We start from the raw sequence: 12,375 nt of genomic DNA, 5'->3' as shown, positions 1-12,375 counted from the left end.
ATGAGTTTAACAGATCCTATAGGAGATATGCTAGCGAGAATAAAAAACTCGCAATTAAGAAATCATAAAAAAGTAGAAATGCCTTCATCAAATTTTAAGATGAAGATTGCAGATGTTTTAAAAAATGAAGGTTATATCAATGGGTTTAATGTGGATAAAAATGACAACAAACAAGTTTTAATTATTGATCTTAAGTATAATTCAGGATCTCCAGTAATAAGTGTAATCGAAAGAGTATCAAAACCGGGTAGAAGAGTTTTTTCTAGCGCACAAAGTTTACCAAAAATTAATAATGGTCTAGGAATTGCAATTATATCGACGCCAAAAGGTGTCATGACAGATATAGATGCAAGAAAACAAAAAGTTGGTGGCGAAATAATTTGTAAGGTATTTTAATGTCTAAAATTGGTAAAATAAGTATTAATATTCCAGATAAAGTCAAAGTCGCTTTAGCAGGATCAGATATAAATATAGAAGGTCCTTTAGGTAAACAAAAATTAAAAATTAATTTAGAAATGTTTGATTTTAAAATCGATGATGGCAAAAATGTTTCAATTAAACCAAAGAAACTAGACGATGATACTAAAAGATTATGGGGAATGAATAGAAGTCTTATTAACAATGCAATAATAGGAACTAGTGTGGGTTTTGAAAAAGTACTTGAGCTAAGCGGCGTAGGTTACAGAGCGGCATTAAAAGGAAAACAATTGAATCTTCAACTAGGTTTTAGTCATGATATTAATTTTGATATTCCTGAAGATGTAAAAATTTTAGTTGAGAAACAAACAACTATAAAAATATCAGGTGTTGATAAACAAAAAGTTGGTATGATTGCATCAAAGATTAAATCCTTTAGACCACCCGAACCCTATAAAGGAAAAGGAATTAAAGAAAAAGGTCAATATATTTTAAGGAAAGAGGGTAAAAAGAAATAATGAAATTAAGCACTTTACAGAGAAAAAAATTCAGAGTTCGAAATAAACTTAAGGGTAATTCTAAAAATGATCGTTTCAGATTAAGCGTATCTAGAAGTTTAAAAAATATATCTGCACAAATAATTGATGATGCAAATAGTAAAACTATTCTGTCTGCTTCATCTAATGAAAAAGGTATGAAATCTGCAAATAAGGTAAATAAAATTGAACTTTCAAAACTGGTTGCTGAGAAATTGGCTAAAAAAGCAGTAGAAAAAAATATCAAGAAAATTTATTTTGATAGAGGGCAATTCAAGTACCACGGAAGAGTAAAGATTTTTGCTGAAACATTAAGAAAAAACGGAATGGAATTTTAGTATGTCAAAAGAAAATGAATTTATAGAAAAACTTGTTCACGTAAATAGAATTACAAAAGTAGTTAAGGGTGGTAGAAGATTTGGTTTTTCTGCATTAGTGGTTGTTGGAAATCAGAGTGGAAAAATTGGTATTGCGCATGCAAAATCAAAACAAGTTCCTGATGCTATAAAAAAAGCAAATGAAATGGCTAGAAGAAATTTAATCCAAATACCTTTGAGAGAGGGAAGAACTATTCATCATGATGTTTCTGGTAAAGACGGTGCTGGAAAAATCAAAATGAGAGCAGCACCAAAAGGAACAGGTATTATTGCTGGCGGACCTGTTAGAGCTGTTTGTGAAGTACTAGGTATAAAAGACATTGTTGCTAAATCACTAGGAACTGCAAATCCCCACAATGTTATTAGAGCATGTCTTAAAGCTTTAAAAAAACAAAATTCTCCAAAACAAATATCAATTATAAGAAATAAGAAAATCTCAGAAATAATAGAAAAAAGAGGATAATGATGCTTAATGGTTTAACTAAATTGAAAACTAAAAAAATCAGAGTTGGAAGGGGTATTGGATCTGGAAAAGGTAAAACTTCTGGCAGAGGTGTTAAGGGTCAAAAATCAAGATCTGGTGTTGCAATTAAAAGTTTCGAAGGTGGTCAGATGCCTTTATATAGAAGATTGCCTAAAAGAGGTTTTAATTCATTCAATAAAAGCAAAATAGGGAAATTAAACTTAAGTGATTTACAACTGCTTATAGAGTCAAAAAGAATAAAATCATCTGACAAAATAGATATAAAATTTTTAAAAAGTACAAAAATTATAAAAAAAAAATATGAAAAAATAAAGATACTTGGTCAAGGTGAAATCAAAAATAAGTTAAATTTAGAAGTTCATTTTTTATCTAATTCAGCAAAAGAAAAACTTTCGAAGAACGGCTCAACAATTAAAATTTTAGAGAGCAAATAAATAATATCATATGAGTACAATGACACAAAATAACGATTTAAGAAATCGTATAATTTTTACTATATTCATTCTAGCAATTTACAGATTTGGAACATTTGTTCCTTTGCCTGGGATAGACCCTGATCAGTTGAAAATTATGATGGAGGGAAATCAAAAAGGTTTACTTGGCATGTTTAATGTTTTTGCAGGTGGTGCAGTAAGCCGTATGGCAATTTTTGCTTTAGGAATAATGCCTTACATCTCATCTTCAATTATAGTGCAATTACTCACAGGGGTTTCTGATTATTTTAAAAATTTAAAAAGTCAGGGGACTATTGGAAGACAAAAAATTACACAAATTACAAGATATGGAACAGTACTTTTAGCAACCATCCAAGGTTATGGTTTGTCTGTTGGCTTGGAGTCATCAGAAAATTTGGTTATTAATCCAGGTATATTTTTCAAACTTACTACTGTGACAACTATTGTAGCTGGTACAATTTTTTTAATGTGGTTAGGTGAACAAATCACTCAAAGAGGAATAGGAAATGGAATTTCATTAATTATCTTTTCTGGTATTGTTGCAGAAATACCTAGAGCATTAGTTACTACTTTCGAATTAGGTAGAACAGGAGCTATATCATCAACAATGATAATTTTTATTTTCATTTTATTAATAGCTACCATAATGTTCATTGTTTTTATGGAAAGAGCTTTAAGAAAAATATTAATAAACTATCCAAAGAGACAAATGGGCAATAAGATGTATGGGGGAGATTCTTCTCATCTTCCTTTAAAAATAAATACAGCAGGTGTAATTCCAGCTATTTTTGCTTCGGCTATATTGTTGTTACCTGCCACTCTTACAAATTTTAATATTACTGAGAATGACAACGTATCAACTTTTTTATCTTTCTTTTCACAAGGCCAGCCTCTGTATATGATTTTATATGCCTCAGGAATAATCTTTTTCACTTTTTTTTACACATCACTTGTATTCAATCCCGATGAAACTGCTGAGAATTTAAGAAAATATGGTGGCTTTGTACCAGGGATAAGACCAGGCGAAAGCACCGCTAGATATATAGAAGAAATTTTAACAAGACTCACAACTATCGGAGCATTATATTTAACATTAGTTTGTTTAATGCCAGAATTTTTAATAGCTAACTATCCTATACCTTTCTATTTAGGTGGAGCTTCAGTCTTAATTGTCGTAGTAGTAGCAATAGATACAGTAACCCAAATCCAGACAAGATTAATGAGTGCGCAGTACGAACAGCTTATTAAAAAAACCAAATTTGGAAGATAGAAGTGAATATAATTTTATTCGGACCCCCAGGTGCTGGCAAAGGCACTCAAGCAAAATATCTCGTTAAAACATTAAATAATTTTCAAGTTTCAACAGGAGATATGTTGAGGGATGAAATTAAAAAAGACACAGAAATTGGAAAAAAAATTATAAATTATATGAATGAAGGTAAATTTGTTGAGGATGAAATTGTTAATAACCTTATGAAAAAAATAGTTTTTAACCCCTCAAAAAAGGGAAAATTAATTTTTGATGGTTATCCTAGAACTATTCAACAAGCAAAAAATTTAGATTTATTGTTAACAGAGTCTAAACAACAAATTGATTTTATTTTCTTTTTAAACGTAAATAAAGAAACCATAGTTAAAAGAATTGAAAAAAGGAAAGTTGAAGAGAAAAGGAGTGATGATGATCTAGATACAATTCTTAAAAGATATGATACTTATTTAAAAACTACCTCACCAGTATTAGATTATTATTCATCTAAACAAAACTTTTATAAGCTTGATGGAAACCAAGAAATTGATCAAATAAACAAGCAAATTAAGGGCTTTTTAAAGTTATAAAAAGTTGACTTTAAATTTTCATCTTATATAAAAGGCTAAATTTTATCTCAAATTATGGCTCGAATTGCAGGTGTAAATATCCCACAAAATAAAATCGTGCAGATTGGACTTACATATATTCATGGTATAGGGGATAAGTGCTCTAAACAAATCTGTAAAGAATTAGAAATACCAAAATCAAAAAGAGTTAATGAACTAACTGATGACCAAATTCTAAAAATTAGAGAGTATATTGACCAGCACTTTACAGTTGAGGGAGATTTAAGAAGAGAAAATTCAATGAGTATTAAAAGATTGATTGATCTTGCATGTTATAGAGGTTTTCGACATAAAAAAAAGCTACCTGTTAGAGGACAAAGAACCAGATGCAATGCTAGAACAAGAAAAGGTAAAGCAATTGCAATCGCAGGTAAAAAATTAACACCATTAAAAAAGTAGTTTGAAATGGCTGATAAGAAAAAAGTAGAAAAAAAAGTTGATGAAAAATCAGAAGTAAAATCAGTTAAAAAAAGTTCTTACTCTAAAAAGAAAAAAGTTAAAAAGAACATAGTAAATGGAATAGCTTATGTTCAGTCAACGTTTAATAATACAATTGTATCAATAGCTGATACACAAGGTAATGTTGTATCTTGGGCATCTGCAGGACAAAAGGGTTTTAAGGGTTCTAGAAAATCAACACCTTACGCAGCACAAATAGCAGCAGACTCAGCTGCATCAAAAGCTTTAGAGTATGGTATGAAAACTTTAACAGTTGAAATCAAAGGACCAGGCTCAGGGAGAGAAACAGCCTTGCGTGCATTACAAGCAAGAGGTTTTAAAATTTTATCTATCAAGGATACAACACCGATGCCTCATAATGGAACAAGACCACCAAAAAAAAGGAGAGTTTAATGGAAACGGCTAATGTAAATTTAAAAAATTGGAAATCATTAATTAAACCTGGAAAATTGGATATTAATTTAAATGATGATAAATCATACGCAAAAATTGTCGCTGAACCACTTGAAAAAGGTTATGGTTTAACTTTAGGTAACTCGTTAAGAAGGATCTTGTTGTCTTCAATAAGAGGTACTGCTGTAACAGCAATTCAAATTGATGGAGTACTTCATGAGTTTACTTCTATTAAAGGAGTAAGAGAAGATGTAACTGATATTGTTCTTAATGTAAAATCTTTAGCATTAAAAAGCACTTCTGAAGGCTCAAAAAAATTAGTGCTTGATGCAAAAGGCCCAGGCGTCATTAAAGCATCAGATATAACAAAAATTAATGAAATAGAAATTTTAAACCCAGATTTGGTAATTTGTAATTTAGATGAAAATACAAATTTCCATATGGAGATGACAATAGGTAATGGAAAAGGTTATGTGCCTGCTGAACTAAACAAACCAGATGAACCACCATTAGGTCTTATACCTATAGACTCACTTTTTAGTCCAGTTAAAAAAGTTTCATATTCTGTTAGCACTGCTAGAGAGGGCAAAGCTTTAGATTATGACAAATTAACTATGGAAATAGAAACTAATGGTTCTATCTCAGCAGAAGATGCATTAGCTTATTCAGCTAGAATTTTTCAAGATCAATTAGGAATGTTTGTTAATTTTGATGAACCTCAAGAAGTTACTATTACTGAAAAACCAAGTGAACCAGAATTTAACAAAAACTTATTAAGAAAAGTTGACGAATTAGAGCTTTCTGTAAGGTCAATGAACTGTCTAAAAAATGATAATATTATTTATATTGGAGATTTAGTTCAAAAGTCAGAAGGAGAAATGTTAAGAACACCAAACTTCGGAAGAAAATCGCTAAACGAGATTAAGGAAGTTTTAAATGGCATGTCGCTTTATTTAGGTATGGAAATACCTAATTGGCCACCTGACAATATAGCTGAATTATCTAAAAAGTTAGAGGAAAGCATTTAATAATGAGACATAGATTGGGTTATAAAAAACTTAATAGAACATCTGAGCATAGAAAAGCGTTAATAAAGAATATGCTTAATAATTTAATTAAATACGAGCAAATAATTACTACTTTACCTAAAGCAAAAGTGTTGAAGCCACAAGCTGATAAAATAATAACTTTAGGCAAGAAAAAAAATCTGCAAAATACAAGGAGATTAGTATCTCAACTTCAGGACAAAACTAATGCAAATAAAGTTATAAAAACTTTATCAAAAAGATACGAAAAAAGATCTGGAGGATACACAAGAATTGTAAAAGCTGGATTTAGATATGGTGATAATGCACCATTAGCTGTAATAGAATTCGTTGATAGAGACGTTGAAGCAAAAAGAAAATTTAAAAAAAAAAAATCACAAGATAAACCTGCAAAGACAGAAGAAAAAAAATCAGCTACTGCATAAACTAAATAATGAATAAGTCCTACACTATTAAGGAAATTTATTCAGGAATGCGTATAGATAGGTGGATAAGAAACAATATAGCTTCTTTACCACAATCATTAATCGAGAAATCTTTAAGAAAAGGTAAAATTAAAGTTAATATTAAAAAAGTAAACAGTTCCTATAAATTAAAAACAGGAGACAAAATTAAGTTTTTTAATTTTACTTTTGAAGTTAAAAAAAGTAAAGAAACAAACAAAAAATTTTCTCCATCTTCTAAACTTCTAAAAGTTCATGAAAACAGAATATTGGAAAATAATGATGACTTTATCGTAATAGACAAAAGTCCAGGTGTACCGGTTCAAGGCGGAACAAAATCAAAAAAAAACTTAATTGATATTCTTGCATCTAGTGAATTTTTTAAAGATACAAAGCCATTCCCAGTTCATAGATTAGATAAGGAAACATCAGGTATAATGATAATTTCTAAAAATCATAATTCAGCAAGATTATTGACAACCTTATTTAGACTAAGAAAAATTCATAAAACTTATTTAGCTGTGTGTCATGGTCACATAGATAAAAAAAAAGGTGAATTTAACAACGAACTTATTACATTTGAAAATAACAAAAAAAAAATTGAGAAAGCCATAACTTATTATAGGGTTCTTTCTGAAACCGACTCAACATCATTTCTTGAACTGAAACCGGTAACAGGAAGGAAGCACCAACTAAGAAAACAGTTAGCTTTGATTGATAATCCAATTGTGGGAGACAAAAAATATATTGTATCGAATAAAAAAATTAAAAGTGATAAAGATTTAATGCTCCATGCTTATTCTCTAAAATTTTATATCAATAATAAAAAATTTTCTTATAAAACAAGTCCACCTGAAGCCTTTAAAAAGTATCTAAATAAAAAAAAACTTAATATCTTAAATTTTTAATTAGATTTATTTTAAGTTCGTTAATAACTTTACTTTTTGATATTTTTTTAAAACTATCAACCTTAGAAATACCCTTGTCTGAAATACCACACGGAACTATTTTTTTATAATTATTCAAATTATTTGATAGGTTTAATGAAAATCCATGGAAAGCAATCCATTTTTTTACACGAAAACCTATTGCAGCAATTTTTTTTTCTTCTTTTTTATCTAAAACCCAAATACCGATATTTTTTCTATCACTGAAAGAGTTTATCTTAAAATTTTTTAAGGTCTCTATAATGGAATTTTCAATGGCTGTTATAAATTTTCTTATGTCTTTTTTTCTCTTAGAGATGTCTAGAACAAAATAGCATATCAACTGTCCAGGACCATGCCATGTAATTTTTCCACCTCTATTTGTTTTAATTATTTTTATTTTTTTATCTAAAACGTCTTTTTGGTTGAAATTTACACCAGATGTATAAACAGATTTGTGTTCTAAAAACCAAATTAATTCGTCATTTATATTCTCATAAACTTGATGAACTCTTTCATCAAGAAATTCAATAGCTTTCTCATATTTTACTGGTTTTTTTGATATTTTAATCTCCATAAGAATTTAAAAATTGTATTATATTTAATTTGTATTAATAGTTCTAATAATTTTTATAGGATTTAAAATGAGCAATTTGAAAAAAAAAATCGATAAAAAAGTAAACTTTGAATTTAATAAAGAATATATCAAAGTAATTGAAGATAAAATTCAAAAAAACGATGTAAATTTTATTACAAATTCTTTTAGAGAGATGCACCCTGCTGATTCGGCAGACATTATTGAACATTTAAGCCAAGACGATAGAGAAAATCTTATAAAATTAAATAATTTTAAGTTAGATCCAGAATTATTTGTCGAATTAAATGAAAACATTCAATCTGAGATTATAAAATTACTATCTACCGCTTCAATAATATTCATTCTCAAAAATTTAGAGTCTGATGACGCTATAAAGATATTAGAAAATATTGAAGAAAAAAGTAAAAATGAAATTTTAAGTTCTTTACCGCCTAAAGATAGATTTGCCTTATTAGAAAGTTTAAGTTATCCCGAAGACTCTGCTGCACGTATTATGCAAAGAGAATTTACAGCTATTCCAAGTAATTGGTCAGTCGGACAAACAATTGATTATTTAAGAGAAAACAAAGATCTTCCTGAACAATTTTTAGAAATTTATATTATCGATAATGAATTTAAACCTCTTGGAACTGTCCCGTCCTCAAAAGTTTTAAGAACACCTCGTGAAACTAAAATGGTTGAAATTATGCTGGAGTCCCAAGTTACTATTCCAGTTGATATGGATAGAGAGGAAGTCGGAAGACTTTTCGAAAATTACAATCTTAATTCAGCAGCCGTAATTGATAAAACAAAAAAATTAGTTGGTATGATTACTAGTGACGATATTTTGACTGTTCTTAAAGAAGAGGCAGAGGAAGACACTTTGAGACTAGCTGGTGTTGGTGATGAAGAAATTACTGATGGGGTAATTAAAAAAACACAAAGACGATTTAATTGGCTTTTACTAAATCTTTTTACAGCTTTTTTAGCAACTTGGGTTATTAGTAAATTTGGTGCAACTATTGAACAGATGGTTGCTTTAGCCTTTTTAATGCCAATAGTAGCTTCAATGGGCGGCAATGCTGGAATGCAAACGTTAGCTGTAACCATTCGTGGTATAGCTACAAATGATTTAACAAATAGTAATTTTTTAAAAATTGTTTTAAAAGAATTCAATATTGGAGTTCTAAATGGATTTATTTTTGCAATAATAAGTGCTTTAATAGTTCAACTTTGGTTTAAGGATTATATTTTATCCATAATCATTTCCATCTCAATGATATTAAATATGATTGTAGCTGGCTTGTTTGGCATTTTAATTCCAGTGACACTAAAAAAACTTAATATTGACCCAGCAATAGCATCAAGTGTTTTTGTAACAACTGTTACAGATGTAATTGGTTTTTTGTCCTTTTTAGGTATTGGTGCATATTTCTTTTACGGCTAAAAATTATCTATCAATCTCACTTTCTTAATATAAAAAGATACAAATAGTTTTAAATTTTTTTTGTTAAAAAATGGACTAAGATTATTTTTGTTTCTCAATTCTAAATACTCAATTTTAATATTACTGTTGCTTTTAATTTTTTGAAGTAAATAAGTATTTTTAGTATTTCTTCTTATAATTTTGACCACATCAACTATCTTTTTTGTAAACTTTTGTGCTATTCTAATACTTTTGTTATCAAGTAATTTATTTCTGGACGAGTAGGGTAATGAACCACTCATTCTAATAGTTTTACATAACACAACTTTTGTTTTAAATCTTTTTTTTATAAAATTTTTGATTAAGAAATATTGTTGAAAATCCTTTTCCCCTAAAAAAATCTTTTTAACTTTTAGATCTTTTAAAAATTTGTTTATTACAGCTAAAACTCCTTCAAAATGACCTGGTCGATATTTACCGCATAATACCTTATATTTTTTGTTAATATTAATTTTTCTTGGAGTATTTCTTGAATAGATTTCTTTTATGTTTGGTACCAGAACATAGTCTACTTTAAGCTTCTTTAAAATTCTTATATCTTTATCTAATGTGCTTGGGTAATTTTTAAAATCAATCTTTCGGTTAAATTGCATTGGATTAATGAATATACTAACTAGTGTTTTGTCACATGTTTTTTGGCAATTTTTTACCAAACTAATATGCCCCTTATGCAAACTGCCCATTGTTGGGACAAATCCTATGTTTGCCTTAAAATTAACTTCTTTATTAAGTTTATTAATACTTTTAAAAATAATCATTTATGGTAATTCACTTAGTATAAGATTTTATGATTAAACAAGCAATAATACCTTTAGCTGGTTTAGGTACAAGACTTTTACCTTTAACTAGCGTTTTTGCAAAAGAATTATTACCTATCAATGGGAAACCTGGAATACAATATATTTTGGACGAATGTAAAGAAGCAGGAATTAAAGAAGTCGTTTTTATCATTTCTAAAAAAAAACAAATGATAAAAAATTATTTTTATAATGACAATTTTTATAAGAAAATTATTAACAAAAAAAAAGACCCAAGAATTATTAAAGAATATAAACAAATCTTGAAATATAAAAAAATGATTAAATTTGTATATCAAAATAAACCCCGTGGTACTGGCGATGCAGTTTTAAAAACAAAGAAATATATTAGAGATAAGTTTTTCTTAATGCTTTTGCCTGATGATCTAATAATAAAAAAAAATTGTTCAAAATCTATGATTAAAATTCACAATCGTTACAAATCTTCTGTTATGGCAAGCATGAATGTAAATAAAAAAACAGTTTCAAGATGGGGTATATTTAAATTAAGTAAAAAATTAGATAGAAATAATTATTTAATCAAAGATGTAATTGAAAAACCATCTATTGCTAGCGCTCCTTCAAACAAAGCGGTAATAGGAAGGTATATTTTGCCTAAAGAAATATTTTCAAAATTATCTAAACAAAAACCAGGTAAAGGTGGTGAAATTCATATTACAGATGCAATTCAATCTTTAATTAATGAAAACAGCAAGTTCATCGCTCATAATTTTTCAGGTAAATACTTAGATTGTGGAAGTATGAATGGTTATATTAAATCAACTTTGGAGATAGCTAAATCATGAAATTATGCATGATAGGGACCGGCTACGTAGGATTAGTTAGTGGTGTATGTTTTGCAGATTTAGGCAACGAAGTGATTTGTGTAGATAAAGATTTAAATAAGATTAATTTCCTTAAAAAAGGAAAAGTTCCAATCTATGAACCCGGACTTTCAGAGTTGGTTACTAAAAATTTTAGAAATAAAAGATTAAATTTTTCAACAGATCTAAAAAAATCTGTTAAAGAGTCGGACATAATTTTTATTTGTGTTGGAACACCTACAAAAAAAGGAGGAAGTTCAGCAGATTTGAGTCAAATCTATAATGTAACCAAGGAGATAAGTTCCTCTATTAATAAATTTAAAATTATTATAACAAAATCAACAGTTCCTGTAACCACAGGTGATGAGATCGAAAAAATTTTATCTAGAAAAAATAGTAAAAAAAAATTTTCAGTGGTTTCTAATCCAGAATTTTTGAGAGAAGGTGAGGCAATAAGAGATTTTTCTTTTCCTGATAGAGTGGTAATTGGAACGAATGACAAAAAAGCTGCTAAAATTATGAAAAATCTTTATAGCCCACTTATTTCTAAAGGGGCTTCATATTTACAAACATCTAGAAGAGCGGCAGAATTAATCAAATACGCCTCTAACGCTTTCTTAGCGACCAAAATAACTTTTATTAATGAAATAGCAAATTTATGCGAAAAAACGGGGATTAATGTGGAAGATATATCTATAGGAATGGGTTTAGATAAAAGAATTGGTAGTAGATTTCTCAGAGCAGGCCCTGCTTACGGTGGATCTTGTTTTCCAAAAGATACAAAAGCAATCATTTCAACTGCTGACAAATTTAAAACTAACTTATCAGTAGTAAAATCTGTAATTAAGTCGAATGAAAATAGATCAAAAATTTTATTAGATCGAATTTATCGAATGTTAAAAAAAAAATTAAAGAATAAAAAAATAACTTTTTTAGGTGTAACATTTAAAGCAAATACTGATGATATGAGAGATTCATCAAGTCTTAAAATGATACCGTGGTTATCTAAAAAAGGAGCTATAATAAAATATTTTGATCCAACAGGTCATAAAAATGAATTTTCAAAATTAAAAAATGTTACTAATAAGACATCAATTAAGGATGCTGTTCAAAACTCAGATCTTGTTATTCTACACACAGAATGGAATGAATTTAAATCAATAAATTTTAAAAATTTAGTTAAGGGTAAAAAGTTTATTATTTTTGATATGAGAAATTTGTATTCTTCTTTAAAAATTAAACAACAAGGTTTTAAATATTATAGTGTTGGAAAATAAAAT

General features: G+C 28.4%; 17 protein-coding genes. 15 read left to right on the top strand and 2 right to left on the bottom strand.

Annotated features, from left to right (window positions below; all coding sequences use genetic code 11):
* Genes rpsH through AMN84_RS03890 form a run of 12 tightly spaced genes read left to right on the top strand, consistent with a single transcriptional unit; the run spans nt 1 to nt 7,393 of the window.
* Complete coding sequence (gene rpsH, locus AMN84_RS03945; protein WP_075483571.1) at nt 1-396, top strand: 30S ribosomal protein S8; 396 nt, start codon at nt 1-3, stop codon at nt 394-396.
* Nucleotides 396-935 (top strand): 50S ribosomal protein L6, encoded by a 540-nt coding sequence (gene rplF / locus AMN84_RS03940; protein WP_075483568.1) that lies wholly within the window; start codon nt 396-398, stop codon nt 933-935. The genes rpsH and rplF overlap by 1 nt, the downstream gene beginning before the upstream one ends.
* Nucleotides 935-1,291: a 50S ribosomal protein L18 gene (rplR, locus tag AMN84_RS03935; RefSeq protein WP_075483567.1), complete on the top strand. Its 357-nt coding sequence runs from the start codon at nt 935-937 to the stop codon at nt 1,289-1,291. Before rplF ends, rplR begins: the two co-directional genes overlap by 1 nt.
* A 1-nt stretch (nt 1,292) precedes the next feature.
* Nucleotides 1,293-1,793: a 30S ribosomal protein S5 gene (rpsE, locus tag AMN84_RS03930; RefSeq protein ID WP_075483566.1), complete on the top strand. Its 501-nt coding sequence runs from the start codon at nt 1,293-1,295 to the stop codon at nt 1,791-1,793.
* Entirely contained in the window at nt 1,793-2,248 is a 456-nt protein-coding gene (gene rplO / locus AMN84_RS03925; protein WP_075483564.1) for a 50S ribosomal protein L15, read from the top strand. The genes rpsE and rplO overlap by 1 nt, the downstream gene beginning before the upstream one ends.
* A 10-nt stretch (nt 2,249-2,258) precedes the next feature.
* The gene (secY, locus tag AMN84_RS03920; protein WP_075483562.1) at nt 2,259-3,539 is read left to right on the top strand and encodes a preprotein translocase subunit SecY; all 1,281 of its coding nucleotides are present in this window, start codon (nt 2,259-2,261) and stop codon (nt 3,537-3,539) included.
* 2 nt (nt 3,540-3,541) lie between these two features.
* Nucleotides 3,542-4,105 (top strand): adenylate kinase, encoded by a 564-nt coding sequence (locus AMN84_RS03915; RefSeq protein WP_075483560.1) that lies wholly within the window; start codon nt 3,542-3,544, stop codon nt 4,103-4,105.
* A 54-nt stretch (nt 4,106-4,159) separates the two neighbouring features.
* Complete coding sequence (gene rpsM, locus AMN84_RS03910) at nt 4,160-4,543, top strand: 30S ribosomal protein S13 (RefSeq protein ID WP_075483558.1); 384 nt, start codon at nt 4,160-4,162, stop codon at nt 4,541-4,543.
* A gap of 6 nt (nt 4,544-4,549) precedes the next feature.
* Nucleotides 4,550-4,996 (top strand): 30S ribosomal protein S11, encoded by a 447-nt coding sequence (gene rpsK, locus AMN84_RS03905; protein ID WP_075483556.1) that lies wholly within the window; start codon nt 4,550-4,552, stop codon nt 4,994-4,996.
* Nucleotides 4,996-6,024: a DNA-directed RNA polymerase subunit alpha gene (locus AMN84_RS03900; RefSeq protein ID WP_075483554.1), complete on the top strand. Its 1,029-nt coding sequence runs from the start codon at nt 4,996-4,998 to the stop codon at nt 6,022-6,024. Before rpsK ends, AMN84_RS03900 begins: the two co-directional genes overlap by 1 nt.
* 2 nt (nt 6,025-6,026) lie before the next feature.
* A complete protein-coding gene (gene rplQ, locus AMN84_RS03895; protein ID WP_075483552.1) occupies nt 6,027-6,467 on the top strand; it encodes a 50S ribosomal protein L17 in 441 nt (146 codons plus the stop codon).
* 8 nt (nt 6,468-6,475) lie between these two features.
* Nucleotides 6,476-7,393, top strand: coding sequence for an RluA family pseudouridine synthase (locus AMN84_RS03890; RefSeq protein ID WP_075483550.1), 918 nt, complete (start codon nt 6,476-6,478; stop codon nt 7,391-7,393).
* Here the strand turns inward: AMN84_RS03890 and lipB are convergent.
* Nucleotides 7,374-7,994 (bottom strand): lipoyl(octanoyl) transferase LipB, encoded by a 621-nt coding sequence (gene lipB / locus AMN84_RS03885; protein WP_218836774.1) that lies wholly within the window; start codon nt 7,992-7,994, stop codon nt 7,374-7,376. The two genes, AMN84_RS03890 and lipB, sit on opposite strands and share 20 nt — an antisense overlap.
* Before the next feature lie 61 nt (nt 7,995-8,055).
* Here lipB and mgtE point away from each other — a divergent pair, with 61 nt between their 5' ends.
* On the top strand, nt 8,056-9,435 hold the full coding sequence (gene mgtE / locus AMN84_RS03880) for a magnesium transporter (RefSeq protein ID WP_075483546.1): 1,380 nt from the start codon (nt 8,056-8,058) through the stop codon (nt 9,433-9,435).
* Here mgtE and AMN84_RS03875 read toward each other — a convergent pair.
* Entirely contained in the window at nt 9,432-10,232 is an 801-nt protein-coding gene (locus tag AMN84_RS03875; RefSeq protein WP_075483544.1) for a pantoate--beta-alanine ligase, read from the bottom strand. The genes mgtE and AMN84_RS03875 overlap by 4 nt on opposite strands.
* A 29-nt stretch (nt 10,233-10,261) precedes the next feature.
* Here AMN84_RS03875 and AMN84_RS03870 point away from each other — a divergent pair, with 29 nt between their 5' ends.
* Both AMN84_RS03870 and AMN84_RS03865 read left to right on the top strand, forming a co-directional pair.
* On the top strand, nt 10,262-11,077 hold the full coding sequence (locus AMN84_RS03870) for a sugar phosphate nucleotidyltransferase (protein WP_075483543.1): 816 nt from the start codon (nt 10,262-10,264) through the stop codon (nt 11,075-11,077).
* Entirely contained in the window at nt 11,074-12,372 is a 1,299-nt protein-coding gene (locus tag AMN84_RS03865; protein WP_075483541.1) for a UDP-glucose dehydrogenase family protein, read from the top strand. Before AMN84_RS03870 ends, AMN84_RS03865 begins: the two co-directional genes overlap by 4 nt.
* Nucleotides 12,373-12,375: the final 3 nt, after the last annotated feature.

It is taken from the genome of Candidatus Pelagibacter communis (assembly GCF_001180105.1).
Taxonomy (GTDB): domain Bacteria; phylum Pseudomonadota; class Alphaproteobacteria; order Pelagibacterales; family Pelagibacteraceae; genus Pelagibacter; species Pelagibacter ubique_K.
The sequence above is the reverse complement of the archived record's forward strand: the minus strand, read 5'-3'. Positions and strand labels throughout refer to the sequence as shown.

Coding starts and splice junctions, on each gene's coding strand:
- rpsH (WP_075483571.1), top strand. CDS start 1: ATGAGTTTAACAGATCCTATAGGAGATATGCTAGCGAGAATAAAAAAC.
- rplF (WP_075483568.1), top strand. CDS start 396: ATGTCTAAAATTGGTAAAATAAGTATTAATATTCCAGATAAAGTCAAA.
- rplR (WP_075483567.1), top strand. CDS start 935: ATGAAATTAAGCACTTTACAGAGAAAAAAATTCAGAGTTCGAAATAAA.
- rpsE (WP_075483566.1), top strand. CDS start 1,293: ATGTCAAAAGAAAATGAATTTATAGAAAAACTTGTTCACGTAAATAGA.
- rplO (WP_075483564.1), top strand. CDS start 1,793: ATGATGCTTAATGGTTTAACTAAATTGAAAACTAAAAAAATCAGAGTT.
- secY (WP_075483562.1), top strand. CDS start 2,259: ATGAGTACAATGACACAAAATAACGATTTAAGAAATCGTATAATTTTT.
- rpsM (WP_075483558.1), top strand. CDS start 4,160: ATGGCTCGAATTGCAGGTGTAAATATCCCACAAAATAAAATCGTGCAG.
- rpsK (WP_075483556.1), top strand. CDS start 4,550: ATGGCTGATAAGAAAAAAGTAGAAAAAAAAGTTGATGAAAAATCAGAA.
- AMN84_RS03900 (WP_075483554.1), top strand. CDS start 4,996: ATGGAAACGGCTAATGTAAATTTAAAAAATTGGAAATCATTAATTAAA.
- rplQ (WP_075483552.1), top strand. CDS start 6,027: ATGAGACATAGATTGGGTTATAAAAAACTTAATAGAACATCTGAGCAT.
- AMN84_RS03890 (WP_075483550.1), top strand. CDS start 6,476: ATGAATAAGTCCTACACTATTAAGGAAATTTATTCAGGAATGCGTATA.
- mgtE (WP_075483546.1), top strand. CDS start 8,056: ATGAGCAATTTGAAAAAAAAAATCGATAAAAAAGTAAACTTTGAATTT.
- AMN84_RS03875 (WP_075483544.1), bottom strand. CDS start 10,232: ATGATTATTTTTAAAAGTATTAATAAACTTAATAAAGAAGTTAATTTT.
- AMN84_RS03870 (WP_075483543.1), top strand. CDS start 10,262: ATGATTAAACAAGCAATAATACCTTTAGCTGGTTTAGGTACAAGACTT.
- AMN84_RS03865 (WP_075483541.1), top strand. CDS start 11,074: ATGAAATTATGCATGATAGGGACCGGCTACGTAGGATTAGTTAGTGGT.